This window comes from Colwellia piezophila ATCC BAA-637 (assembly GCF_000378625.1).
Classification (GTDB): Bacteria; Pseudomonadota; Gammaproteobacteria; order Enterobacterales; family Alteromonadaceae; genus Colwellia; species Colwellia piezophila.
On sequence record NZ_KB905160.1, the window covers coordinates 187292 to 213958 of the forward strand.

The 26667-nt window shown below is 39.8% G+C and carries 23 protein-coding genes; 10 read left to right on the plus strand and 13 right to left on the minus strand.

Going from position 1 to position 26667, the window contains the following annotated elements; genetic code table 11:
• Positions 1 to 177 precede the first annotated feature (177 nt).
• A complete protein-coding gene (gene purL, locus F580_RS0100910) occupies positions 178 to 4137 on the minus strand; it encodes a phosphoribosylformylglycinamidine synthase (protein ID WP_019025813.1) in 3960 nt (1319 codons plus the stop codon).
• 201 nt (positions 4138 to 4338) lie between these two features.
• Between purL and mltF the strand changes: the two genes are divergently transcribed.
• From mltF to F580_RS26245, 3 genes are all read left to right on the plus strand, one after another.
• Entirely contained in the window at positions 4339 to 5889 is a 1551-nt protein-coding gene (gene mltF, locus F580_RS23685; protein WP_083926923.1) for a membrane-bound lytic murein transglycosylase MltF, read from the plus strand.
• A 489-nt stretch (positions 5890 to 6378) separates the two neighbouring features.
• A complete protein-coding gene (locus F580_RS0100920; protein WP_083926924.1) occupies positions 6379 to 6774 on the plus strand; it encodes a DUF3718 domain-containing protein in 396 nt (131 codons plus the stop codon).
• Between the two features lie 231 nt (positions 6775 to 7005).
• Positions 7006 to 7149: a hypothetical protein gene (locus F580_RS26245; protein ID WP_019025816.1), complete on the plus strand. Its 144-nt coding sequence runs from the start codon at positions 7006 to 7008 to the stop codon at positions 7147 to 7149.
• A 324-nt stretch (positions 7150 to 7473) separates the two neighbouring features.
• Here F580_RS26245 and F580_RS0100930 read toward each other — a convergent pair whose 3' ends face one another.
• From F580_RS0100930 to F580_RS0100965, 8 genes are all read right to left on the minus strand, one after another.
• Positions 7474 to 8208 carry a PP2C family protein-serine/threonine phosphatase gene (locus F580_RS0100930; protein ID WP_019025817.1) on the minus strand — a complete coding sequence of 245 codons (735 nt, stop codon included), beginning with the start codon at positions 8206 to 8208 and terminating at the stop codon, positions 7474 to 7476.
• Positions 8209 to 8813: 605 nt separating this feature from the next.
• Entirely contained in the window at positions 8814 to 9365 is a 552-nt protein-coding gene (tadA, locus tag F580_RS23690; protein WP_019025818.1) for a tRNA adenosine(34) deaminase TadA, read from the minus strand.
• A complete protein-coding gene (gene hemW / locus F580_RS0100940; RefSeq protein WP_019025819.1) occupies positions 9362 to 10519 on the minus strand; it encodes a radical SAM family heme chaperone HemW in 1158 nt (385 codons plus the stop codon). The genes tadA and hemW overlap by 4 nt, the downstream gene beginning before the upstream one ends.
• Before the next feature lie 39 nt (positions 10520 to 10558).
• Positions 10559 to 11170 (minus strand): RdgB/HAM1 family non-canonical purine NTP pyrophosphatase, encoded by a 612-nt coding sequence (rdgB, locus tag F580_RS0100945; protein WP_019025820.1) that lies wholly within the window; start codon positions 11168 to 11170, stop codon positions 10559 to 10561.
• A gap of 419 nt (positions 11171 to 11589) precedes the next feature.
• Positions 11590 to 12030: a DUF4426 domain-containing protein gene (locus F580_RS0100950; protein ID WP_019025821.1), complete on the minus strand. Its 441-nt coding sequence runs from the start codon at positions 12028 to 12030 to the stop codon at positions 11590 to 11592.
• Positions 12031 to 12135: 105 nt separating this feature from the next.
• On the minus strand, positions 12136 to 12681 hold the full coding sequence (locus F580_RS0100955) for a YggT family protein (RefSeq protein WP_019025822.1): 546 nt from the start codon (positions 12679 to 12681) through the stop codon (positions 12136 to 12138).
• A 49-nt stretch (positions 12682 to 12730) separates the two neighbouring features.
• Positions 12731 to 13552, minus strand: a complete 822-nt coding sequence (gene proC, locus F580_RS0100960; protein ID WP_019025823.1) for a pyrroline-5-carboxylate reductase — start codon at positions 13550 to 13552, stop codon at positions 12731 to 12733.
• Between the two features lie 9 nt (positions 13553 to 13561).
• Complete coding sequence (locus F580_RS0100965) at positions 13562 to 14299, minus strand: YggS family pyridoxal phosphate-dependent enzyme (protein ID WP_019025824.1); 738 nt, start codon at positions 14297 to 14299, stop codon at positions 13562 to 13564.
• Between the two features lie 175 nt (positions 14300 to 14474).
• Between F580_RS0100965 and F580_RS0100970 the strand changes: the two genes are divergently transcribed.
• Both F580_RS0100970 and F580_RS0100975 read left to right on the plus strand, forming a co-directional pair.
• Positions 14475 to 15518 carry a type IV pilus twitching motility protein PilT gene (locus F580_RS0100970; RefSeq protein WP_019025825.1) on the plus strand — a complete coding sequence of 348 codons (1044 nt, stop codon included), beginning with the start codon at positions 14475 to 14477 and terminating at the stop codon, positions 15516 to 15518.
• A 40-nt stretch (positions 15519 to 15558) separates the two neighbouring features.
• A complete protein-coding gene (locus F580_RS0100975; protein WP_019025826.1) occupies positions 15559 to 16683 on the plus strand; it encodes a PilT/PilU family type 4a pilus ATPase in 1125 nt (374 codons plus the stop codon).
• A gap of 101 nt (positions 16684 to 16784) precedes the next feature.
• On the opposite strand, the gene F580_RS0100980 is transcribed toward F580_RS0100975, so the two are convergent.
• Entirely contained in the window at positions 16785 to 17339 is a 555-nt protein-coding gene (locus F580_RS0100980; RefSeq protein ID WP_019025827.1) for a hypothetical protein, read from the minus strand.
• Positions 17340 to 18667: 1328 nt separating this feature from the next.
• Between F580_RS0100980 and cobT the strand changes: the two genes are divergently transcribed.
• The 5 genes from cobT (at position 18668) to F580_RS0101005 (ending at position 23693) form a co-directional block, all read left to right on the plus strand.
• On the plus strand, positions 18668 to 19840 hold the full coding sequence (gene cobT / locus F580_RS0100985) for a nicotinate-nucleotide--dimethylbenzimidazole phosphoribosyltransferase (protein ID WP_019025828.1): 1173 nt from the start codon (positions 18668 to 18670) through the stop codon (positions 19838 to 19840).
• Entirely contained in the window at positions 19837 to 20676 is an 840-nt protein-coding gene (locus F580_RS0100990) for an adenosylcobinamide-GDP ribazoletransferase (protein ID WP_019025829.1), read from the plus strand. Before cobT ends, F580_RS0100990 begins: the two co-directional genes overlap by 4 nt.
• Complete coding sequence (gene cobU, locus F580_RS0100995; RefSeq protein ID WP_019025830.1) at positions 20673 to 21242, plus strand: bifunctional adenosylcobinamide kinase/adenosylcobinamide-phosphate guanylyltransferase; 570 nt, start codon at positions 20673 to 20675, stop codon at positions 21240 to 21242. Before F580_RS0100990 ends, cobU begins: the two co-directional genes overlap by 4 nt.
• A gap of 22 nt (positions 21243 to 21264) precedes the next feature.
• A complete protein-coding gene (locus tag F580_RS0101000) occupies positions 21265 to 22065 on the plus strand; it encodes a histidine phosphatase family protein (RefSeq protein ID WP_019025831.1) in 801 nt (266 codons plus the stop codon).
• Positions 22066 to 22172: 107 nt separating this feature from the next.
• Positions 22173 to 23693, plus strand: coding sequence for a cobyric acid synthase (locus tag F580_RS0101005; protein WP_040356699.1), 1521 nt, complete (start codon positions 22173 to 22175; stop codon positions 23691 to 23693).
• 180 nt (positions 23694 to 23873) lie between these two features.
• On the opposite strand, the gene F580_RS0101010 is transcribed toward F580_RS0101005, so the two are convergent.
• The 3 genes from F580_RS0101010 to F580_RS0101020 all read right to left on the minus strand — a co-directional run bounded on the left by F580_RS0101010 (position 23874) and on the right by F580_RS0101020 (position 26550).
• Positions 23874 to 25043 carry a DUF805 domain-containing protein gene (locus F580_RS0101010; RefSeq protein ID WP_019025833.1) on the minus strand — a complete coding sequence of 390 codons (1170 nt, stop codon included), beginning with the start codon at positions 25041 to 25043 and terminating at the stop codon, positions 23874 to 23876.
• Between the two features lie 126 nt (positions 25044 to 25169).
• Entirely contained in the window at positions 25170 to 25472 is a 303-nt protein-coding gene (locus F580_RS0101015; protein ID WP_019025834.1) for a DUF3301 domain-containing protein, read from the minus strand.
• Positions 25473 to 25485: 13 nt separating this feature from the next.
• A complete protein-coding gene (locus F580_RS0101020) occupies positions 25486 to 26550 on the minus strand; it encodes a DUF3549 family protein (protein ID WP_019025835.1) in 1065 nt (354 codons plus the stop codon).
• Positions 26551 to 26667: the final 117 nt, after the last annotated feature.

A 26667-nucleotide genomic window follows, 5' to 3' on the forward strand; every position in this document is an offset into this window, starting at 1 on the left:
TATTTTAACATTGAAAAAAAGGCAATAAAAAACCGGGAAATCTCTTAACAGAAATTTACCGGTTCTATTTTATTGTTTATCTTGCAGCTAGTCAGTCCAAATCAAAGGAAAAAGCACGGAGCTGACGAATGTCAGTGAGTACTTTTGACAAATGATTTAGGCTTAATAGCAAAAAGATCAACCGATAAAAGCGCGAGCGTTACGAAACATACGCACCCAAGGTGAATCTTCACCCCAGCTATCTGGATGCCATGAGTTAGCAACGGTTCTAAATACACGCTCAGGATGTGGCATCATAATGGTGACACGACCATCGGTAGTCGTTAACGCTGTGATACCATCAACTGAGCCGTTAGGGTTAGCAGGGTATGTTTCCGTAACGTCACCGTAGTTATTAACGAAACGCATTGATACTGTGCCTGAGTTGTTGGCAGCATCAATAGCAGTATCCGAGCTAAATTCAGCATAACCTTCACCGTGCGATACCGCGATTGGCATACGTGAACCGGCCATGCCCTTGAATAATACCGACGGACTCTCTTGAATTTCAACTAATGAGAAACGTGCTTCAAAACGCTCTGATTTGTTTTGGACAAAGTGAGGCCAGTGTTCAGAGCCTGGGATGATGTCTTTTAAGTTTGACAACATTTGACAGCCGTTACACACACCTAAGGTGAAAGTATCTTGGCGCTCAAAGAATGTTTTAAACATAGTGCGTGCATCTTCGTTAAATAAGATTGATTTTGCCCAACCTTCACCAGCACCAAGTACATCACCGTAAGAGAAACCACCACAAGCAACTAAGCCGTTAAAGTCAGCTAAGTCAGCACGACCTGATAAGATATCAGACATATGTACATCAACAGCAACAAAACCAGCTCGGTCAAAAGCGGCCGCCATTTCTACATGAGAGTTAACACCTTGCTCACGTAAGATTGCAATACGTGGATTGGCTATACCATTGCTAGAGCTTTGCGCATCTTTTATGATTAAATCAGCAACAATATCTTCGTTGATATCAAAAGTAAGCTCAGTGTTTAAACCTGGATCTTCAGTATCAAATTTAACATCGTGCTCTTGTTGTGCACATTCTGGATTATCACGCAGTGACTGCATTCTATAAGTCGTTTGTGCCCAAACAGTACGGTAATACGTACGAGAATTTTCTAGGACAACTTTTCCATCACGGCTAAAGCGGATAGTATCTTCGTTGTTCAAATGACCAATGTCAGTACAATAATCGAGAATGCCATGTTCAGCTAAAATTGCGTCAATAGCTTCAACATCGCTTTCACGAATTTGCATAACTGCGCCAAGCTCTTCATTAAACAAGGTCGCTAAATCATCACTTGCGCCGTTTGATAACTTACTGATATCAATATCAACACCGGTATGACCAGCAAACGCCATTTCAGTCACGGTAGTGAATAAACCACCATCTGAAATATCATGATAAGCAACAAGCTTCTCTGCGCGTACCAGGGCTTGCATGGCGTTAAAGAAACCTTTTAGTACTTCAGGGCTATCAACATCAGGGGTTTCATTACCTAGCTGTTTGTAAACTTGCGCTAAACATGAGCCACCAAGGCGTTTTTTACCTTTTGATAAGTCGATAGCGACTAGACGTGTCTCGCCTTTGTCGCTGCGAAGCTCAGGCGTTACTGTTTTACGAATATCTTCAACAACACCAAAAGCGGTGATGATTAATGACATAGGTGAAGTGACAGATTTTTGTTCACCGTTTTCTTCCCACTGGGTACGCATTGACATTGAGTCTTTGCCTACCGGAATGGTTAAACCAAGGGCTGGACAAAGTTCTTCACCAATGGCTTTAACCGCTTCATATAAACCGGCATCTTCACCAGGGTGACCCGCAGGCGACATCCAGTTAGCAGAAAGTTTAATACGGTTTAAGTCGCCAATATCAGTACCGGCAATGTTAGTGAGTGATTCAGCTACGGCTAAACGAGCAGAAGCGCCAAAGTTCAATAAGGCAACTGGCGTACGCTCACCAAGAGACATTGCTTCACCATGGTATGAATCTAATGCAGAAGCGGTAACACCACAATCAGCTACTGGAACTTGCCAAGGCCCAACCATTTGGTCACGGTTAACCATGCCTGTTACGCTGCGATCGCCTATGGTAATTAGGAAGGTTTTTTCAGCAACCGTTGGTAAACTTAAAATACGGTCAGCAGCATCAGTTAAGGTGACATTGCTTAACTCTAATGAATCACCAGCAGCGGTTGCCGTTTTAACGTCTTTGAATATTTTAGGTGTTTTACCTAATAATACCTCAAGCGGTAAATCAATCGGCGTATTCAGTTTTTCGTTGTCACTAAAGTGTGCATCAGTAACGGTTAATTGTAATTCTTCGGTGGCACGACCAACAACAGCATACGGTGCACGTTCACGGGCACATATTTGTTCAAAAACGGCTAAGTTCTTGTCTGATACGGCAATAACATAACGTTCTTGAGATTCGTTACACCAGATTTCATGCGGCGCCATACTACGCTCATCGTTTGGTACGTTGCGCAGTTCAAAAACACCACCACGACCACCATCAGAAACGAGCTCAGGGAAAGCATTAGATAAACCACCAGCACCGACATCGTGAATAAAGGCGATAGGATTCTCTTCACCTAATTGCCAACACTTATCGATAACTTCTTGGCAACGACGTTCCATCTCTGGATTTTCACGTTGCACAGAAGCAAAATCTAAGCTTTCAGCTGACTGACCTGATGCCATTGATGAAGCAGCACCACCGCCTAAACCAATGTTCATGGCCGGGCCACCTAAGGCAATTAAGTTAGCGCCAACGATAATTTCACGTTTTTGTACGTGTTCATCACGAATATTACCTAAACCACCAGCAAGCATAATTGGCTTGTGGTAACCACGTACCTCAACACCGTTAAAGGAGTTAACTTCTTCTTCATAAGTACGGAAGTAACCTAAAATAGCCGGGCGGCCAAATTCATTGTTAAATGCCGCGCCACCTAATGGGCCTTCCATCATGATGTCAAAAGCAGTAACAATACGGCTTGGTTTACCAAAATCAGTTTCCCAAGGTTGCACAAATTCAGGAATACGTAAGTTCGATACCGAGAAGCCCACTAAACCGGCTTTTGGTTTTGAGCCGATACCGGTTGCGCCTTCATCACGAATTTCACCACCGCTGCCTGTCGCGGCACCAGGGTAAGGAGAGATAGCGGTAGGGTGGTTATGAGTTTCCACTTTCATCAATATTTGAATATCTTCATGGTGGTAACCGTAAACATTGGTTTCTGGGTCAGGGAAGAAGCGACCGCCTTTATTACCCACCATTACTGCTGCATTATCTTTATAAGCGCTAAGTACGTAATCACCGTTAATCTCATGAGTATTACGGATCATTTTAAACAGAGACTTCTCTTGCTTAACACCGTCAATAGTCCAGTCAGCGTTAAATATTTTATGACGACAATGCTCTGAGTTTGCTTGAGCAAACATATAAAGTTCAATGTCGTGTGGGTTGCGACCTAGTTTAGTGAAGTTTTCAAATAAGTAATTTACTTCATCATCCGCTAAAGCCAAACCTAATTCTACGTTCGCTTTAACAAGCGCTTGCTTGCCGCCATTTTCAATATCAATAACCGTTAATTCACCCGGCTCACTGCTAGCGAATAACTTACTTGCCTCGGCGAAATCATTAAAGACACTTTCCATCATACGGTCGTGTAATAAAGTATTTACTTGTAATTCTTGCGCTACTGTTAATTCGGCACCGTCTTTTAATGAGATGTAATAAGCAATACCTCGCTCTAAACGAACAACTTTAGCTAAGCCACAGTTGTGAGCGATATCGGTAGACTTTGATGACCAAGGAGAAATAGTGCCCGGACGAGGAGTCACTAATAAAAACAAACCAGCAGGTTGATGCTCTTCAATTGTTGGGCCGTAAGTAAGTAATTGCTGTAAAACATTCTCTTCGCTGGTACTTAACGCTTGATTAAGTTGAGCGAAATGGGCAAATTCAGCATAAATATCATTTACAGGCAGTTGTAACTGTTCACATTGAGCTAATAATTTTTTAACTCTGAACTCAGAAAGTGCTGGAGCGCCACGAAGGTTTTTAATCAACATCGTCATAGGGTAATCACCAAGTTTTAGGTAAGGTTTTGATTGACTTTTACTGCATGATTTAGGCAATGAAAGCTAACCGAAAATTTCGCGCGTATTATAGTTTAAAATAAGGCGTTTGTTAATGGAAAAAGTCAAGTAATAACCTGTCGTGTGTGTCAGGTAAAAAAGAGCTTGGTTATTAGAGTAATACACGACACAATTGGACTTATGATTAAATATCTTCCTATTTTGCAGAAAGCTAAGCTTAGTAATACCTCTGTCGCCAGGGTAACCTTGATGATTTTGGCGATCTTTGCCGCTACGTTGTTAAGTGCTTGCGATCAAAAAGATGACAACGCGAGTTTATCCCGCATTTTAGCGCGAGGTTACATCAACGTAGGCACTATTTTTGGTCCCACTAATTACTACACTACAGCCAGTGGCTTTGCTGGTTTTGAATATGAATTAGCAAAAAAATATGCTGACTCGCTTAATGTTGAGTTACGCATTATCCCAAGTTATAGCCTGAATGAACTTTTTATCAAGTTAAATACCGGTGAAGTTGATTTGTTGGCTGCGAGTTTATCAAAAACAGAAAAACGCCTACAACGTTTTCGATTTGCGCCGAGTTATGAAACTATCAGCCAGAAATTAGTTTTTAAGCAAGGCAATATCAGACCGAGAAAAGTGGCTGACTTAACGGGTAAGTTAATGGTTACTACCGGGTCAAGTTATGTGGAGAACCTGGAAAAGTTAAAACAAATGCACAGTGAACTTACTTGGCAAGAAACCATTGAATTTGACAGTGAAGAACTACTGGCTAAAGTACTCAGTGGTGAAATAGATTATACCGTAATTGATAGTAATAATTTAGCCATTAACCGCCGTTATTATCCAGAGATAAGCATTGGTTTTAGCATTAATAATCCAGAGCCTTTAGCTTGGATGGTCAGTAAAAATGGCCATGATGATATATTGGCAAGTTTGGTCGAGTTTTTTGGCATAGTGCATCACGATGGCACTTTACTGGCGCTTGATGATAAGTATTATGGCCACATCGAACAGTTTAATTATGTTGAAACCCGTACCTTTATCAAAGCGGTAGCAAGTACTTTACCTAAGTATCAACATCTCTTTGAAAAATATGCCCAAGAGCTTGATTGGCGTTTATTAGCCGCCATTAGTTATCAAGAATCACATTGGAACCCAACGGCGCGTTCCTATACCGGTGTGCGCGGTATGATGATGCTAACATTAGCAACAGCGAAGCAAATGGGTATTAAAAGCCGTTTAGATACCGAGCAAAGTATTCGAGGCGGGGCAAAGTACTTTAAGCGCATGATCGCGATGATGCCAGACAGGATTCCAAGCCCTGATCGTATTTGGTTTGCGCTTGCTTCTTACAATATAGGCTTCGGTCATTTAAACGATGCCAGGATTATCACTCAACGCCAAGGTGGCGACCCAGATCGTTGGGTTGAAGTAAAAACACGCTTGCCACTATTACAGCAGAAAAAATATTATAAAAATACTAAACATGGCTATGCGCGCGGTGAAGAGCCGGTACATTACGTTGACAATATTCGTCGCTATTATGACACCTTAAGTTGGTTAGATGACAAAGCTAAAGAGCAAGCTATTACCGCAGCACATCAGCTAAAAAAGCAACAACAAGCGTTACTGGTAAACCCTGAGCCTGAGAGCCAACTACCCAGCAGCAATATGTCATCAGCAACAGATGCGAACCCAGTTCAGGCTGAAAAAGACAAAAAACTATAATGCAGTAGGGTTAAAAAATCCTAGTAGCAGCACTGCGGACTCATTTAATTGTGTCGAGCTGTAGTGAATTGTAATGAATTGTTTGAAATTTAACTATCTATTAATATATCAACAGCTGATGGCTACTTTAAACCCATGATGCTGTAAAAATAATATGAAAGTTGTTTTTTCTTTACACTTTACTTACCCCACTTTAATAATTTCCACTTTATTGTAATTATTGGCTTTTATTGACATATCAGTAAATAATCAAGTCTACTCGTATGGTTTAATTGTCAGCTATTTTTACAACGACAGTGTCGTTTAGCGGAAAATTTCGAAGGCATTAACCTAGATGATTGTTTTCTTTATCGTTAACGTACAAGGGAATAACAGGCGTTTTATATGCATCACAAATAGTCCAGTGTAAACCTCACGACTTAGCAGTTTTGCTGTGTTTGGTCTTCTACCATTGCACACCTTGTTAAGCTAAAGAATCTCAGGAGTATTATGATGAATGTTCTAAAGTTTATATTATTGATTGTCATCGCCTCTTTCGCTTTTAATGCCAACTCAATCCAATACAAATTTATTGCGGGTGATAATAGCTTTGCCACTAAAGTCTGTATTTTTGCTGGCTCTGATAATAAAAAAGCATTAAGAAGGTCAAAGCAGTACTCTATTGATAATGTAAGATTAATTGCTAATTCTGTTCTCTGCAATGACATGCCTATTGCTAGTTTTGCTAAAAAATATCATGCGATGAATACCTTTCAGTATTTGAACAGAGTGACAAAACGGAGTCTTCGCGAATACGAAACCAATGTTGAAATCAAAGATATAACAACCGCAGAAGCTGATACCAGTGATGTAGTTCAGATTATTTATGTCCGCTCTGCTAAATAGCGAGGAGCATTAGGATTTACTCACTTCATTAAGCCTTATAGTCAATAAGGCTTATGCCTCTTAACGATTTTTTTTTGATGTTTTACTGCTTATACTTTTAATCATGTTCACTGGTGTGACAAGAGCATTTTTTTGGGCGTAACTAGCGAAAAAAGCTTGTTAATGTCATAAAAATGTCATTATCGAGCGTTATGATTGGACTGGAATTATAACTTTTTGGAGAGGATTTAAATGAAAAGACCACTAAGAAGTAATCAACGTAAAAAGCAGTTAAGTCGGCAACATCAAAAAATGACGGCACGTAGGCGCTCACACTTTAATCAAACGATAAATGAATTATTTGGTTTACAAACTAGCGAAGAGCATAGCCAGTAATTATCGGTATTTATGCTAGGGTCTGTTGATCTTTCGAGATTATTTTTACAGCAACATGTTTGATATTTAGGCAAGGCAGAGCATGTGAAGTGGTGTGGCTACATGAACATGCGATAACGCCGTATAAATTTCAAACAAGTGCTGCCCTTTGGGTTCATTTAAAACGAACTTACTCCTTGTTGCTCGCTTATTTAATAGAATAACTATGATACAAAGCTCGCGCCGCGATTAAGCCCGTTTTAAATTGAATAAATTTTAACCCTGAAAGATCAACAGACCCTAGCTTACGTCTCACTATTTTAGCGATATTTTAGTCTTTATCCGTTAATTGAAATTGATTAAACCTACTGTGAGATTATCTCTACTACTGTTGGTCATTGCTTGGTTTACCATGTCATGACACAAATTTTTATTTATAGAAAACTCTGATAAATATCGACATATGTCATGTTCAGTTAGGTAGTCATGTAAACCGTCGGTAGATAACATCAAAGTATCACCTTTGTTAATGGCGATAGTTTGAGTATCAACCGATATGTTCTCTCTGACACCAATCGCTTGAGAAAGTAAATTTCTACTTTTTGAACTTCTCGCTGTCTCTGCTGTTATCGCACCTTGATTAACTAACTCTTGCAGCATAGTGTGATCTACCGTTTCTTGTACTAAGACATTAGCTTTTAGTGAGTATGCTCTAGAGTCACCCACCCAGCCAATGTGGCAGGTGTTTTTGCTCACTATCATCAAAATGCCAGTAGTTCCCATCCCTTGCTGCGCAGGAGTCTTTTTTGCTTGCTTGATAATCACTAAGTTTGCGTGATGAAACTGCTCGCTAATCCATGAACTCCAATGAGCGGGGATTTTACATAGACCAGTCAGTGCTTGTTTCATATGAGTAACTAGCAAGGCACTCGCGACTTCACCAGCATTATGCCCACCCATGCCATCAGCAACTAACATCCAAACAATACTTAATTCTTTGTTGACGCCGCAACTGATCGCATCTTCATTATTGTCTCGAATCGCTCCCGGGTGACACAGAGATTTTATTTGATAATTCATAAGAAGTTACTGTTTCTTAACTTGAACTTTACGTTGGCATGAAAGTATTTAACAAGGGGATCTGACCAAATCAATAACATCAGATAAAACCAATCCATTTGGTATAGGGGGATAATACGATAGAACATAGGTGGTGATAACCTTGAGATCTTTTAGAATTTTTATAGTGCAGTTATTATGCCTCTATTAATACCTCAATGTACTTGATATATCAAATCTATACGGTGAAGTTATGAGAAATTGTGTTTAAACATAATACCAAGTCCATTAAGTTAGTTCCCACTCAGAGCTTGCCAGCGTTTTGAGAATAAATAGAATTTTTTTCATATAGTCACTCTATATGAAAGAAATTCTGTGCGGTTATCGAATCGCTGGAAAGCTCCCAAAGGGCGAGCTTAAAAGGCTTATATGCAGCGTTATTGTTTTTGATAAGGGAATAACCATTATCTGCAATCAATGCCTTGCCTCTAAGACTTTTAACTCTCGCTGAGTGAGAAGAAACTTATTGGAATTGGTATAGGTTCACTTCAATTTTGAATTGAAGCTCTACCGTAAAATCCTTTTGCTTTGCTGCTTTGCTGCTTTGCTGCTTTGCTCTTTACTCTTTACTCTAGCAGTTCTTTCTTTGCTGCTTGTCTGGCTTGTTTTTTTTCTTTTCTACGGCGTTTAAAAAAAGCAGAAAGCAGCTGACTACACGCTTCTTGCATGGTATTTGATTGTACCGCTACCTGATGGTTTAGTTGCTGATTATTGACCAAATTAAATGCACTACCCGCGGCACCTGTTTTCAAATCACTGCAGGCATAAACTAAACGCTTTATTCTACTGTGCACTAATAAACCTGCGCACATAGGGCAGGGCTCAAGGGTAACGTATAAGGTACAATCGACTAGCCGGTAGTTTTCAAGATAAGCCCCCGCTTGGCGAATGGCATTCATTTCAGCATGGCTAGAGGGATCATTAAGCATGATAGACTGGTTAAAACCTTCGCCGATAATTTTCCCTTGATAGACGACAACCGCGCCAACAGGAATTTCATCATGTTGCTCCGCTTGTTGTGCAAGCTCGAAAGCTCTTTGCATAAAGGTTAAATCAAGCTGCTGTTGTGCTGTGTTGTTATCTAAAGCAGATGTACTTACTGAAGATTGCTCCGTCATAAGAATAACTCTAACAAATCATTCAAGTACCGTTGTCCTGTTTCAGTCACTAGCCAATATTCTTCATTATCTATTAGCTGACAATCCATAAATTGCTTTTGCTGTGCTTCTTTGAGTTTAGCAATTACAGCGCTGATTGGCAGGCCTGTACTTGTCTGGAATTGCTTAATACTAAAAGCTTTATGTAATCTCAATTGGTTCATCATAAACTCAAAAGCACGTTCACCTTGATCGACCTCTGATAGCTGATCTAAGAAATCGCGAGTTTTATCTAGATAACCCTTAGGATGTTTTACTTTAACGGTACGCATTATCTGTTGAGTGCTACTATTGGTAATCTTGCCATGAGCGCCACAACCGATGCCCAGGTAATCGCCATATTGCCAATAATTCAAATTATGCTGACATTGATATCCAGGTTTTGCGTATGCCGAAATTTCATATTGCAGATAACCTGCTTCATGAAGCAATTTCACCCCCTGATCTTGAATCTCCCATAAAATGTCATCTACCGGTAGCTTAGGTGGCTTGGAATGGAAGATAGTATTGGGCTCAATGGTTAGTTGATACCAAGAGATATGATTAGGGTTTAAGCTGATTGCTGTCTTTAAGTCATCAAGGGCATTATCTATTGATTGGTTAGGTAAGCCATGCATCAGATCTAAATTAAAACTTGTCACACCACTTGCTGTCGCTAATTTTGCTGCTGTTTTCGCTTGGTTACTATCATGAATTCGGCCAAGCTTAATTAATTTATCAGAAGAAAAACTTTGTACGCCTATAGAAAGCCTGTTGACCCCCGCATTGAAAAATCCGGTGAATTTATCTGCTTCGATAGTACCTGGATTTGCTTCTAGGGTGATTTCTATTTCTGGTTTATGGTCAAACCGACTGAGTACCTGTTGTAGTATGCTCTTAATCGATGCCGCGGAAAATAAACTCGGTGTGCCGCCACCAATAAATATTGAGTGTAAGGTACGATTAGTTAGTTGAAAACGCTGAATATCGGCATCTAAATCGGCAATTAACGCATTGACATAGTCTTGCTCAGGAATCGCCTCTTTAACTGCATGTGAGTTAAAGTCGCAATATGGGCACTTTTCCACACACCATGGAATATGTATATAAAGTGAAAGGGGTTGGTTTTCTAACATATCTGATATACCTAACATAAGCACAGGGCTCTAAAAGTGTTATTTTGAAGCAAGGTTAAGTTTCTCGACTAACTTATCTAATGCTTGACCGCGATGACTTCGTTGATTTTTAACTTCTCGTGATAATTGCGCAGAAGACATCTGTAAATCCTCTTGCCAAAAAATCGGATCGTAACCAAACCCTTGCTCGCCTTGCTTTTGTCGGGAAATAGTCCCATGCCATACACCGTGGCAAATAAGTGGCGTTGGGTCATGCTCATGTTTCATATAAACCAGTACACAATGAAAACGCGCTGTGCGCTGCTCATCTGGGGTATTGATTAAGGCCGCGAGTAACTTGTTGGTGTTATCGTCATCGGTAATGGCACCTTGGGTAATATCTTCGGCGTAACGAGCTGAATAGACTCCAGGGGCACCATTTAAGGCATCCACTTCTAAACCAGAGTCGTCAGCAATTGCCGGTAAGCCGGTGATTTTTGCGGCATGACGCGCTTTAATGATGGCATTTTCGACAAATGTAGTCCCAGTTTCGGCAACATCAGGTACATCAAACTCGCTTTGCGGGACAATTTCAATGGCTTGCTTGGCCAGTAAGTGCGCTAATTCCTTAACTTTTCCTTGATTTCCTGTGGCTAATACAACTTTTAACATGAGAGCTACCTATGGTTTATACCAAGTACATTAATTAATTGACCACTTAGCGAGAATTAAAAGGCTTAGAGGCAAGGCATTGATTGAAGAGAATGGTTATTCTCTTGTCGAAATCAATAACGACGCATGTAAGCCTTTGCCTTTTATTAGGTACTCGCCCTTTGGGAGTTTATTAGCAAACTGATAACGGCACAAAATTAAAGAAATATAGAATAACTATGTTTAAGTAATGTTGCTTGTTCTAAGCTCGCTAATATAACTCTAAGTTGATCAATATATTAGTGTAATTGGTATTATTCGAGTTTTATCAATGAAATTTTAATCGCGCTATTCTACCTCAGATAGTAATACCACTAAAGTTAACAATAAAAAAAAGAGCCATGAAGGCTCTTTATGGGGGAAAAATATTACTTAGGGGATTAATCCACATAGAATTTTTGGGAAAACTTTAACTGCTGTTTTTCTTTACCATCATTAATCATGATATTAAAATGAATGGTTTCTTCATTGTGATAGTTAACCTGAGCAAGGTAATAAATAGCACTGCCTTCTTTAACTTCTTTAAAGTCTAAATCTTTAAATTGTCCTAAGTTATTTTTAGCTGTACCGGTGATGCTAACGGTTTTTGCGGGCGTACCTTGCTGGCTATTGTCTAATACTGAAATATTGATTAAACCATTGTAACGGCTACGCGTAATGCCATAAGCTTTGGCTATTTCAGGGGTAAAGAATGTTGAGCCAATAGCGATGTAATGCACATTCATCGAGCCGAGTTTTTTCATATTCTCAGCGCTAGCGCTGGTCATCACAAACAAGCTAAGGCTTAACGCGATAAATAGTTTGATGATTGAAATTTTCATGTTGTTCTCCAAATAAACAGATAGAATCTGGGGCGGCTCTATTATATTAGTTAATTATAGAACAGAGCCAAGAAAAGTTGATACCAATCACTACAGAGTACTCTATTACAATGCGCCCCAATAAGGCAGAGAGTTTGATAGCATTATATTAATGACATTCATCGCTAAAAACGCCACTAACATCGATAAATCCAAACCACCCATATTTGGCATTATCTTACGAATAGGGGTTAAAAAAGGTTCGGTTAATTGGCTCAGCACCATTAATGTCGCATTGTAGCCTTGCACTACCCAACTCATAATGGCCATGATGATCATAATAATAAACAGTAAAAAACCGGCTTGTTTTAATAACACTAATAAACCAATATAAAAAGCTAAAAACCCTAAGCTTTCACCCGATAAAGCGGCAAGAGTGACAAACTTTAAGGTGGCTACTGCATATGCAATGACGACGGTTGCTAGGTCCAAACCACCCAGACTTGGAATAACTCTACGAAATGGCACCACTAATGGGTTACTTACTTTGACAACGAATTGGCTTAATGGGCTATAAAAATCAGCTTTAACCCATTGTAACCAAACACGGATGATCAAGATCATTAACAAAGCATCGAAGGCGAATCTAAGCAAGTAAATAATTGCTTCCATTGGTATTCCTCTAATTAATTTTATATTTTATAATTGTGATTGAAATGAGCTATTTAGCCATTTCTTCAGCGCGAGCTATTGCAGCATCCATAGCCTTTTTTACCATCTCGTCCATGCCTTCATTTTTTAGCGTCTCAACTGCAGCATGTGTTGTGCCACCCTTTGAAGTGATATTCGCGCGCAATGTACTGATAGTATCATCATTTTGTTCTACCATTTGCGCAGCGCCAAGGGCGGTTTGCTGTACTAGCATGCGGCTTTCTTGGGCCGAAAAACCTAATTGTAGTGCTTGTTTTTCCATCGCTTCCATAAATAAGAAGAAGTATGCTGGAGCAGAGCCAGCTACTGCGATAATATCATTAATCTTAGCCTCATTGGCAAGCCATATTATTTTACCTACCGCGGTCATGAGTTTCTCAGCCATAGCCTTTTGCTCAAGGCTCACTTCGTTTGATGCAAATAAACCACTCATACCTAGGCCAAGTTGCGCAGGGGTGTTCGGCATAACACGAACTACTGGTGGCAATGTTATGTTGTTATTATTTGATAAGGCTAACTGAATTTGGGCAACGGTTGTGCCTGCGGCTACAGAGATAAAAAGCTTTCCTGAGATATTAATCGCTTGACTTATTCTCTGACAAACCTCTGCTATAAAATGTGGTTTGACACAAAGCACGACAACATCAGCAAACTCACTGGCTTGGTTATTATCATGGGTTTGTAAAACGCCCAATGTTTGTGCTAACTGTAATCTCTTTTCTGCCGATGGATTAGCAACCATAATATTCTGAGGTGAAATACCTGACTTGACTAGGCCAATAATAATCGCACGTGCCATGTTTCCAGCACCGATAAAGGCAATTTTACTCATAAGATAATCCTAAAGGTTAATTTTTTTTGTTCGTTCGCCAAAGATAGCGGTACCAATTCTCACCATAGTAGAGCCGTGGGCGACCGCTTGCTCTAAATCGTTAGACATGCCTAAAGAAAGGGTATCGACACTAGGGTAGCGTTTTTGTAATTGTTCAAATAAGTGCTGCATTTTTTCATAACAGCGATTGTGAGCATTTTTTTCTGGCACAGCCATTAACCCTCGTAAGATGAGATTATCACAGTTGTTGACCACCTCAGCGAGCGAAAAAAGCTCATCGATATCAATACCAGACTTTGACTCTTCATTACTAATATTCACTTGTAAACAAATGTTTAGCGGAGTATTGTGACCATTATCATTTTGAATATGTTGGTTTAAGCGCAAAGCGATTTTTTCTCTATCTACGCTATGAACCCAAGAAAAGTTACTGGCGATCAGTTTGGTTTTATTCGATTGGATTGGGCCGATAAAATGCCAGGTTAATTCAGGGAAATGAGATAACAGCGCTATTTTTTCTAGCGCTTCTTGCAAGTAGTTCTCACCAAAATCATTCTGTCCGGCCAAATGAGCTTGTTCAACCAGTGACGCCGATTTGGTTTTACTGACCGCGAGTAGTGATACTGGACTGAATTGCGCTGATATTTGCTCTGTTAATTCATTAAGAGCAATTAATCGACCATTTTGTTGGCAAGCATGCTGAATTTGCGCTTTAATTTTATCAAGATTATCTTTAATGTTTATCATGTGCAGTATGGTGAACTATTTTAACTTAATTTATTTTCTGGTTAGTATAACCTATTACATTATTACCTATTAAATAATTACCTAATAAATAATGACTTATTCAATCATTATTTAGTAAATAATACCGATAAAAGATAAAACCATTATTTTTTATTACACTATAAAAGAGGCCTTTATGGATATTACCGAATTACTCGCATTTAGCGTACAACATGAAGCATCAGATTTACATTTATCAGCGGGCTCGCCGCCTTCTATTCGTGTTGATGGCGATATACGTAAACTCAATATTCCGGCCTTTGATGCCAAAGATGTTAATGCTTTAGTGTACGACATTATGAATGACCGTCAGCGTAAAGAGTACGAAGAGAATTTAGAGGTTGATTTCTCTTTTGAAGTGCCTAATTTAGCACGTTTCAGGGTTAATGCTTTTAATCAAAATCGTGGCCCAGCCGCGGTGTTTCGTACCATACCGAGTAAAATTCTTTCACTTGATGATTTAGGTTGTCCCGAGATATTTCGTGAAATCTCTAATACCCCTCGCGGCTTAGTCTTGGTTACCGGGCCTACTGGCTCAGGTAAATCAACCACGTTAGCCGCCATGGTTGATTATATTAATGATAATAAACATGATCACATTCTAACCATTGAAGACCCAATAGAATTTGTTCATGAAAATAAAAAGTGTCTGATAAACCAACGAGAAGTACATCGAGATACGTTAAGCTTTTCAGCGGCATTACGCTCAGCGCTACGCGAAGATCCCGATGTTATCCTCGTTGGTGAAATGCGAGATCTAGAAACTATTCGCTTAGCGATGACGGCAGCAGAGACAGGTCATTTAGTCTTTGGCACATTACATACCACTTCAGCACCAAAAACCATTGACCGTATTATTGATGTCTTTCCTGGCGAAGAAAAGTCTATGGTGCGCTCAATGTTGTCTGAATCACTGCGCGCAGTAATTTCACAAACGCTGATCAAAAGGGTTGGCGGTGGCCGTGTTGCTGCCCATGAAATTATGATTGGTGTACCGGCAATTCGTAACCTTATTCGTGAAGATAAAATAGCGCAAATGTATTCTGCTATTCAAACGGGTATGCAGCATGGCATGCAAACCATGGATCAATGTCTACAAAACCTAGTTAACCGTGGCATGATCACCAAGCAAGACGCCATGGAAAAAGCGGTTGATAAAAATCAATTTAAAGGTTTATAGGAATTACAGTTTTGCGGATAAATGAAATAGAGGGTATTAAATGAGATTTCATGAATTATTAGAAAGAATGGTAAAGCAAGACGCCTCTGATATGTTCGTTACGGCAAAAATGCCGGTAAGCGCTAAAATCAATGGCGAGTTGAAACCCATAGATGAGGAGGCACTCACTGCTGAAGAATCGTTAGGTTTAGTGTATGACGCGATGAACGAAAAGCAAAAGCATCAATTTAATAACGAAAAAGAATGTAATTTTGCCATTGAAATTGAGGGCATTGGCCGCTTTCGGATCTCTGCTTTTTGGCAACGTGATATGGCTGGTATGGTTGCTCGTCGTATTGTTACTGATATTCCTGATGTCGACGATTTAGGTTTACCGCCTATTTTAAAAGATGTCATTATGTCTAAACGTGGATTAGTTCTCTTTGTTGGTGGTACTGGTACGGGTAAGTCGACATCGATGGCATCGTTAATTGGCTACCGTAACCGAAACTCAAGTGGCCATATCCTCACCATCGAAGATCCGGTCGAGTTTGTTCATGAACACGGTAAAAGCATGATCACCCAACGTGAAGTTGGTTTAGATACCGAGTCTTTTGATGCAGCATTACAAAGTTCATTACGCCAAGCACCCGATGTTATCTTGATTGGTGAAATTCGTAATAAAGAAATTATGGAGCATGCGTTAAGTTTTGCTGAAACAGGCCACTTATGTATTGCGACTTTGCATGCCAATAATGCGAACCAAGCCATTGATCGTATTATGCATCTAGTACCTGCTGATCAGCATGGTAAATTGTTATTTGATTTGGCATTGAACCTTCGCGGTATCATAGCCCAACAATTAGTGCCCACCCACGACGGTAATAGTCGAGTGGCAGCGATTGAGATATTACTTAACTCACCTTATATTAGTGAGCTAATTAAAAAAGGTGATCTTGGTAGTATTAAAGAGGTGATGGAGAAATCTAATGAGTTAGGCATGCAAACGTTCGATCAAGCATTATTTAAGCATTATAAGCAAGGTATGATCACTTATGCCGATGCCTTACATCATGCAGATTCGCCTAATGACTTACGTTTAATGATCAAGTTGCGTAGTAATGAACAAGGTGGCACCGGGGGCTTATCTGGAGTAACGCTAGATGGTTTTGACTCTGAAGAATAATTAACCACTCGTTATCTCTTACTTATTTAACCTCGACAGTTAACTGATATTTACCTGTTCATCTGAGTAAATATCAGTTAAAGAAATACTCTAGCTAAGGGCTACTTAGCTTTTTTATTTGTCGGCTTACTACTATTACCCACATAATAGTAAATTTTCCACGTTGTCGAAAATAGACCCGATGTTGGCACTAAGTGTGTTGAAAAGGTTACCTTCTCACTACGTTTAGCATCATGATTAGTAAAAGTTGTTTTCATGCCATCATCATGTTTTCTCTCACTTTCTTCAAGTTTCCACTCATCACCTAAACATTGTTGGGTGATTTTTTTTGCATTTTGGTAATAATTTCTCGCGGTTTCTTCATTCGGTGCCACTAAGCTGCATGAATAAGTATGCTGTTTTCCTCCCCAGGAAAATACTTGGCAATTTTCACCAAAAAGCTGATATTTAGCTTTCCACATATTACTTACTCTACCACCTATGTTAACTTCTTTTAGTTGTGCAAAGTCATCATAATAAGCACTTTTGAGCAATTCTAGTTTAGTGCATGGGTTGGTGGTTGGCATAATATTAGCAGAAATCTTGGTGTTTTGATTTACGCAACTGGCCAAAAAAACGCTGGAGAGAATAAGGGTATATTTGGTATATGGGTTCATAAAACTATATCAGCCTGACGTAAAATTTTAAGGTGAAATCTCTTATAGCAATTACACTAATATATTGATCAACTTAGAGTTATATTAGCGAGCTTAGGACAAGCAAAATTACTTAAACATAGTTATTCTATATTTCTTTAATTTTGTGCAGTTATTAGTTTGCTAATAAACTCCCAAAGGGCGAGTACCTAATAAAAGGCAAAGGCTTACATGCGTCGTTATTGATTTCGAGAAGGACGCTACATGGATGTAGCTTCTTAGAGAATGCAGGAGCATATTCTCCTGAATAACCATTCTCTTCAATCAATGCCTTGCCTCTATGCCTTTTAATTCTCGCTAAGTGGTCAATTAAATAATGTACTTGGTATTAGTTACGATGGTACAGAGTTTTACTACTTTTTCCTAGTGAAGCGATAAGTAAACTTAAAGGCGAATAATTAAAACATTATCCATTACAAATGATTAAGCTAGCCCCAAGGGCTGACGAATCCCTACAACTTTTTACAAAGTACGTGCTTATAATTTTAGCTTCTGCTTTTTGTTTCTTCAGCGTCGCGGTGGCGACAACACCCAGAAAAGAAAGAGGACTACCGCGTTACGCCTAAGTTAAGCTCTCTGGACTCTCCACGCTACGAATAACAAAAATGTCGTGAAAATTTTTGAATCGCTTTAGCTAACCTGCTAAGCAGGTGAGTATCATGGATGATACGAGTAAACCTAATCTTGCATTCAATCAAGTGCTTCAAGGAGCCGCGTTGATGTACGTCCGTGTACACGCCGCTTTTTCATCATCAGGACAATATGCGTCCTGCATTGTCTTATAAGCTGCATCCTTGCAGCGTCCTGATGAAAACACCTGCGCACTTTCAATCATTTCAGGGTTTTATCACGCAGATTTGGTGCTTTTGTCTTCTGGTTCTAATTCAGCCATGCAAGCGCTTTTGGGTTATTGGCATTCCCTGAACGTTGGTAGGTAATGCGTTGCTGAAGTAATAAAAGTGAGTATCACAAGCATGACGGTATATGGATATACCTTAATAGACAGTGCAGGAGCACACTGTCCTGATGCTTTTGTAGGCCCCATGGATGGGATTATGTTCAGGACGAACGGTATATCGCGGTGACAGGATGTCAAAGAGCGTGTACGCGTCTCGCTTGTTTACTCAGTAATGCGGAACAATAACTGGTCATTGCTTACATTAATATTTGTGGGGTTTCCTCAGCCCCAAGGGTATATCATAGAGAAAAGAGTTATGTTTTTAGACCTTCAAATAGCTTAAAATACCCTCCTTACTTTGCTATTTTTACCACCACCTAGACTAGAGCTCATGATAACTATCTCTCCTTTAAATAAAGATACCTTAGCGCTTATACAAGAAAAAATTGATACTAAAACTAAACCGTTAGGTGCGCTAGGTGCACTAGAGCCCTTAGCTTTGCAACTTGCCTTGATTACCGAGCAAAGAACGAAAGTCAATGCCGAGCTAAATAAGCTAACGCTTAGTCATCAACCTAACAACAGCCCAGTCAGTTTACATAACCCGACTATGTTAGTGTTTGCCGGTGATCACGGTATCAATGAAGAAGGACTAAGTATTGCCCCAAGTTCCGTCACTAAACAAATGGTCGTTAATTTTTTACAAGGTGGAGCGGCGATAAATTGTTTTTGTCAAAGTAATGATATCGCCCTTAGTGTGGTGGACTGCGGTATTTTAGAAGCGGTGAGTCAAGATGAACTTCATTTATCGCTCAATGGTAAGGTAAGTGACGTTAAACTTGTTGAACAAAGACTTGGCGCAGGCACAAATAATTTCTCAGTTGAAGCAGCTATGTCAATGACTCAGCTAGAGCAGGGGTTTTCACAAAGCAAAAATCTCATCGAAACAAAGGTTAAACAAGGTGTTGAAATTTTCTTATTGGGTGAAATGGGTATAGCCAATACTAGCGCTGCTGCGGCGTTAATGTCTGCATTAACTTCATTTAGTGTTGAAGACTGTGTTGGACGAGGAACCGGTATTTCTGATGAGCAATTATCAAATAAAATAACCTTGATTGAGAAAGCGTTAGCACGAACATTACTAACCAGTAAAAAACAGGGTGAGTTAACCGAAGCTGAAGTTCTACATTTACTGGCCGAGCTTGGCGGCTTTGAAATCGTGCAAATGGTCTCGGCTATTTTATCCTCCGCAGCGTTAAATATTCCTATTGTTATTGATGGCTTTATTGTTAGCGTTGCCGCCTTAGCAGCGCTTCGACTCAATAAAAATGTCGCTGATTATCTGATCTTTTCTCATGTCTCTCAAGAAAAAGCCCACCAAGTATTGCTCGATGAACTTCTTGCAGGCCAAACGTTTTCTGCTATTAGAGGTCAACCATTATTGAATCTTGGCTTACGTTTAGGCGAGGGTACCGGTGCTGCGCTTGCTTTTCCGCTGATAAAAGCAGCCGCAAGTTTTTATAATAATATGGCCAGTTTTGAAAGTGCAGGCGTAACAGTATGACCGAGCAATTAAATACTCAAACAATAAGCTCGCTAAAAGATAAAATTTCAACGCAGTTAAATTTGTTTTATTTGGCTTTAAGTTTTTTTACCCGCATCCCCGTGCCTAAAAAAATGCATTATTCAGTGACGCTATTAAATAAAGCCAATCGATATTTTTCTTTAGTTGGCATCGTTATAGGCTTGTTGTTGGTGGTTAGTTATGTCGGATTCAATACCTTTTTACCGAGTAATATCGCTATTATATTAACCATGGTGTTAAGTTTACTTTTAACCGGCGCTTTTCATGAAGATGGCTTAGCCGATATGGCGGATGGCATAGGCGGGGCTTTCTCGATAGAAAAAAAATTGGCTATTATGAAAGATAGTCGTATAGGGACTTATGGCAGTGTCACCTTAATTATGGCCCTGTTACTAAAGTTCACTTTGTTAGTGGAACTGGCTGCACTAGATAGTAACCACTTACTTTTAGCCTTTATTCTAGCGGCAAGCTTATCAAGAGCTATTGCGGGTAGTCTTATTTCAGCCATGCCTTATGTTACGGATGAAGCGCAAAGCAAGAGCAAACCGTTAGCCCAGGCACAATCGACACAAGAATTAATTATTTTGTTGTTCATTGGCTGCGTTCCATTGCTATGGTATTCCAGTGAAATAGCTTTTTCTATCTTACTGCTGCTACTGGTCTTTCGTTGGTTATTCAAAAAGTGGCTGATGGCTAAAATAGGTGGTTTTACTGGTGATTGTTTAGGGGCAACGCAGCAGATAGCTGAATTACTGATTTATTTAACACTGGTCGCTTATTTGAGCGCTGATTCTTTTGTTGGAGCCGCGGCATGATCCATTTTGTTTTAGGCGGAGCTCGCTCGGGTAAATCACGATTTGCTGAGCAGCAAGTCACAGCACTTTCACAATCACAACAAAAGTCTGCCGTTTATATTGCCACGGCAACGGCCATTGATGCAGAGATGGATACTAGAATAATTAAGCACCAAAGTGATAGAGGGGATAACTGGCAGCTAATTGAATGTCCGCTATCTTTGGCAGACACGTTAAGTAATCTAAAGAACAACAATATATATTTAGTAGACTGCTTAACTTTGTGGTTAAACAATCATCTTTATGCAGTCCATAAAGAGAATAGAACTGCACAAGGTAAGTATTTACAAACTGAGATAGATAAACTAATCAAGCGTTTGGTATTACTCAATGCTGATATTGTTATTGTCAGTAATGAGGTTGGTTTAGGTGTTATCCCTATGGGCGAATCGACTCGTTTATATGTTGATTATTGTGGTTGGTTGAACCAAAAAGTTGCGGGAATTGCCGATAAGGTTACTCTGGTAACGGCAGGTATACCCATGACGATAAAGGCTGATAATAAGTCGACTGACTGTTTTTTATGATTACTTGTTATAAAGGGTAATTATGATTGAAATAGATTTGCTGAGACATGTTAAGGTCGTGGGAGAGCCCGCATTATATGGTCGTACTGATATTGCGCCCATCGCTGCTGAAAATACTCGCTTACTGGCGCGTTTAGTGGCTGGACGAAGCAATACACCGCGTTACCATAATATCATTTGCTCACCTTTAGCGCGTTGTCAAAACTTAGCGTTAGATCTCGCTAAAGCATGCGATATCCCCTTGGTCGTCTCTCCTAGTTTGCAAGAAATGAATTTTGGCTGTTTTGATGGTGTGCCCTTTGACCGTATTCCCTTTGCCGGCAGTCCTTTTGACGAGAAGCAGAACTTAAAAAATGCTGATAAAAATAGCCAACTGACTTGGTCACGCCTTGAGGACTTTTTTCAAACGCCCGCTGAAAACACCTTACCTGAAGCTGAGACGTTAGCTGACTTCCACCAACGAGTAATACAAGGTTGGCACCGCTTAGTAGCGCAACAACTTACCGATGTTAAAAGCCAAGCACAAACATTACTGACTCAGTGCGAGCATGGCACGTTGGCTAAACCACAATCACTGTCAACACCAAGGCGAGTGCTGATAATCGCACATGGCGGCGTTATTCGTATGATCTTAGCGCATATTTTACAACTAGATTGGCAACAAGCGAGTTGGCATCAACAATTAAAAATTGGCCATGGCAGTCTCTCGCGTATTTGTGTTAGTCAACCTTACCCAGATAAACATGATCAGCAGCCGCAGTTTCATCAGCAACTTCACCAAGAAGTGAAGACTATTGCTATGCCGCTGTTAGAGGAGTTTTAAAATTGTCCCTTGAACAAGTTAAGCAACAAAAAATAAATAACCATAATCGCAGTCAAACTAACCCAAATCCTGTTCAATTGGCTTCTTTAGCTCAGGGAAAAACTTTGATGGTGCAAGGGACTACCTCTGACGCTGGAAAAACGACCTTAGTGGCCGGGCTTTGTCGATTATTTGCCGATCTACAAATTAAGGTCGCCCCTTTCAAGCCACAAAATATGGCCCTAAACAGTGCCGTTACCCCTTGTGGTGGTGAAATTGGTCGAGCACAAGCATTACAAGCGAAAGCCGCACGTTTACCTTTAGATGTTGATTTTAACCCTATCTTATTAAAGCCAAACAGTGATACTGGCGCGCAAGTGATTGTACATGGCAAGGCGCTAACTGATCGACAATCATCGAATATGGAAGCGAGTGACTATCAAGATTATAAAAAAATAGCGATGCAAGCCGTGCTGACTTCTCACCAACGCTTAATAAAACAGTATGAATTAGTTATTGTTGAGGGGGCAGGCAGCCCCGCTGAAATAAATTTACGCGAGGGTGATATTGCTAACATGGGCTTTGCTGAAGCCGTTGATTGCCCAGTATTAATTATTGCGGATATTGATAAAGGTGGTGTTTTTGCGCAGTTAGTGGGTACCTTGATGTTATTGTCTCAATCAGAGCAAGACCGAGTGGTAGGTTTTGTTATTAACCGGTTTCGGGGCGATATCAAGTTACTTGAGTCAGGGCTGACTTGGCTAGAGCAAAAAACCAATAAACCGGTGTTGGGCGTTTTACCCTATTTACATGGCTTAGATATTTCCTCAGAAGATGCCTTGGTGACAAAACAATCATCTAGTGACGCTACATTACCCGCAACTAAAGTACGCATAGTGGTATTAGTTTACCCGCATATGAGTAATCACACTGACTTTGATGCCTTGCGTCACCACCCAGATATTGATTGTCAGTTTTTGTTTGCCAAAGGGGTAGAGGGCAACAATAAACCTGAAAAAATAGCGATACCTGCGTGTGACCTCATTATTTTACCGGGTAGCAAAAATGTCCGTAGTGATCTTGCTTTTTTAAGAGAACGTGGCTGGCATGATGATATAGCCAAGCATCTTCGCTATCAAGGTAAGGTTATTGGGATTTGCGGTGGTTATCAAATGTTAGGTGAGTTCATTGAAGATCCTCAAGGACTTGAAGGTCACCCAGGTATCAGTAATGGTCTAGGTTATTTTGCCATACGTACGGTATTAAAGCCGGAAAAAGTTTTGATTAATGTTGCGGGTGTTTTAAACATTGCTCAGCAAAGCGCCGAAATTAGTGGTTATGAAATTCATGCCGGTGAAAGTAGGTTTATTGATGAACATAGCCATATTCATAGCAAGTTACTTGATATTGCCAGTGAAACACATGGACTGTTATCAAGCGACGAACAAATAGCGGGCTGTTATCTGCATGGTTTATTTGATAAACCCGCAGCCCTACAACTCTTTATGCATTGGCTTGGTCATAAGGTGAGTGAAGCGCCGAGTGTTGAAGCACTGGAAGAGCAAGCCATTGTTCGAGTGAGTCAAGCCTGCCAAGCCCATTTGGATATGGTTAAAATAAAAAGCATCATAACGCAATGGTACCAATAGCCTTTAATCAATAGTGCTATTAGGTATTGTTTCGTGGCTAAATATTGCAGGAAATCGCTGATAAAGAAGGCTATTCACCTAAGTTGAACAGCCTTTTTTGTTACTGCCGTTATGAACGAAGCTTATCAATAAAGTAATATTAATAAGCGTTGTTCATAACGTTCGCTCATAAGTTAAGCGTTAAGCATCTTTGTCTAAGAAGGGGGCATAATTGGTATGTTTACCTAACACTGCTTGGCTGCCCTTAAGAGAAAAGTTATAACCACACAAAGAGAATTTACCACGAAAAGCCAATGCTTGTATTAACTCTGAGCTGTCAAGGGGGGAAAAACTAGCAAAATAATCACTACCATTTTCAACCGAAACAGATAAGGGGCGCAGGGATGAACCTTTATTAAAGGTAATACGTTGACAGCTTTTATCGCCACGCGCCGTTACTTGTGACCAGAGTTCGCCATCAGGTACCTGATCCGCTTGCCAATGGATAATAATGCCCTGAAACTGTGATTGGTATAGATTAAAGTTATCAGGCATCTCTAATAAATGATCTTTATTGGTCTTGATATTGGTAACGCTATTCTCATCGTTGAGTTGCTGCTTAGTCGATTGTGCTTGCTCAACATCGCTAGGCTGCTGGTTCATAGAGCTAACGAGACTATTAACCAACACCGCTACAATAATGAGTACTACACTGGCAATAACACCAAGCTGTAATTTACGATTACCGAGGAACTTTAAGCGAATAAGTTCGCCAATATCAGTTTGTTTATTATCGCCATCAGGGTCGGCTTGATATTCTTCTTGGTATTGATTTTCGTATTCTGGCGTAAAGTTGTTCTCTGCCATTGCTTCATTAACATAAGGTTGTTCGCTAATGCTACCTGCTGCCATTGTCGGTTCAATACGTCTGCTGTGGCTGCTAGCCACGTTAGTTGTATGTCTGTAGATATTGAGGTCAACAGGACCGTAGTAACCCCATATATAGCTATTACGCGCTTTGTTATTTCTACTTGGATAGGTAAGTAATAAAGCGACACTTAATGCCGGTACAATTAATAAATAGTAACTACTACTATTTTCAATCAGTAAACTTAATATACCGGTCAGTAAAAACAGCCCTGCAGGTACTAATTGCCAATTCTTATTGAGCTTGGCATCGTGTAAACGACGTTTGGTACTGCAGGCTAGTGCCGCAGTGAAAAGCAATAATATGATAATATTTACGGTGAAATAATCAGAAAAAAGAGCAGAACAAAAAATAAAACCGATAAGGGCAATCATTGAAGTTGCAAAGAATCGACTACGATCATCAAATCCTTTTATACAAAATACAGCTTGTAAAAATGGCACGAAAATCTCCAATAGATAGAATAAGGGCTTTTAATGCCTTAAAGGCACCTCTACTTGAAGGCGATTAAGGCTGTTGACTGGTTATAATAATGGTTTTGTCGCTAAAGGTCAGTATTAATTAACCAACTAATTAACCCGGTAAGCAGGTAGCTTAATTTGTTCGAGCTTTAAACCATGCAGGGTGATACAACCTTGATTATTTGACTCACCATCACCGCTAAAATCAAAATCGAAAATACTGTAAATACAAAGCCCGTATTGTTTTGAAAATTTCACTCGGCTCGATCGCCTTGCTAGTGATATAAATTGTAAATCACCTTGCTTGCAATAGCGTAATACATGACGTTTGGCGGCTTCAGATACCTGCCTTAAGTAAATGAAGTACCAGCAAAACAAACAAAAAAGTAATAAATAATAAATATTTTCCATCAGCGAATTTCCCTTAACCCTGTCTAAATAATTGTCCAATGGCTTGTGCTAATGCCGGAGAACGTTCTGCTGAGCGAATAGATAAAAAGACGAAAGGCCGCAATGAAGGCAGAGCCACTAAATCTTTAAAAATATGGCTAAAAGTGGCTAAATCATTATGGTTGAGTAAGTGTTCAAAATAACAGCTAAGCACCTTCTCATCAGCCAAAGCTAGCCAGCATCGACCAGCTAAAGTAATTAGTAACTCATTGCTTAGCTGTTTTTTAGCTAAAATTTCTGCCACTGCTGCTTTGACGTGAATGTGTTGGCTATTTGCGGCTAGTGCTCGTAATAATTGTGTGCTCTTTGATACTTCTTTTGCTGACGTTAGCGAGTCTTCTAATGTGCTTGTTAATGAACTTAATAATGTATCAATGAGTGCAACAGGATATTGCTCATTCTCTAGGGCACTACAAACGGGCGAGAGTACTTCTTCAGGCAGGTGAGGCAAGGCCTTAAGTAGTAATTCACTATGATTATCTTCTTTTATTCTGGCAATAAAGTCAGTAATACCTTGTACGCCGACACCTTGCCAACTGTTCCAATCAGATTCTTGGCTCAGGTATTTTTTAAAGGGTGTAAAATACTCACTTGGCTGTTGCTTTAAATCGACTTTTATTTTGCTGTTTAAACTCGCTAATTTGTACTGCGCGGGTGTGAACAGGTAAGGGTTGCTACTCAGTAACTCTTCTTGTTTTTTTGAGGTGTCTTGGGTTAAATCCGCACCTAAGGCTTCGACAATAATCGCGATAAAGTGATTTCTCGCCCCTTGGTTTAACAAACCACGCTCATCAAGTGGTAGTTTCAGTAGCCATAAGTAAGGTTGTACTGATTGCTTTTGCCAAAAGGCGATAGCTATACAAGCGTGCCCTTGAATAGGGGTTGGATAAGGTATCTGGTTTAATTCAACTTTTTCAAATTGTTCTTTAGATAACTTACTGACTAATCGCCCAATATCATAAAGGCGATATTGAGATCCTGAAAGTTTAAGTAATTCTGATAGGGTGGCTATGTTCTTTGCGGGAGCTGTATCATTCATAAAATCAAAAGTATTGCTGCTTGTTTTAGGGCCTTATTATAAGGATAATGACGCCATTAACATAGTAAAAACATTAACCTTAACGAATAGACCCTAACCAATTGACCTTAAATTGCC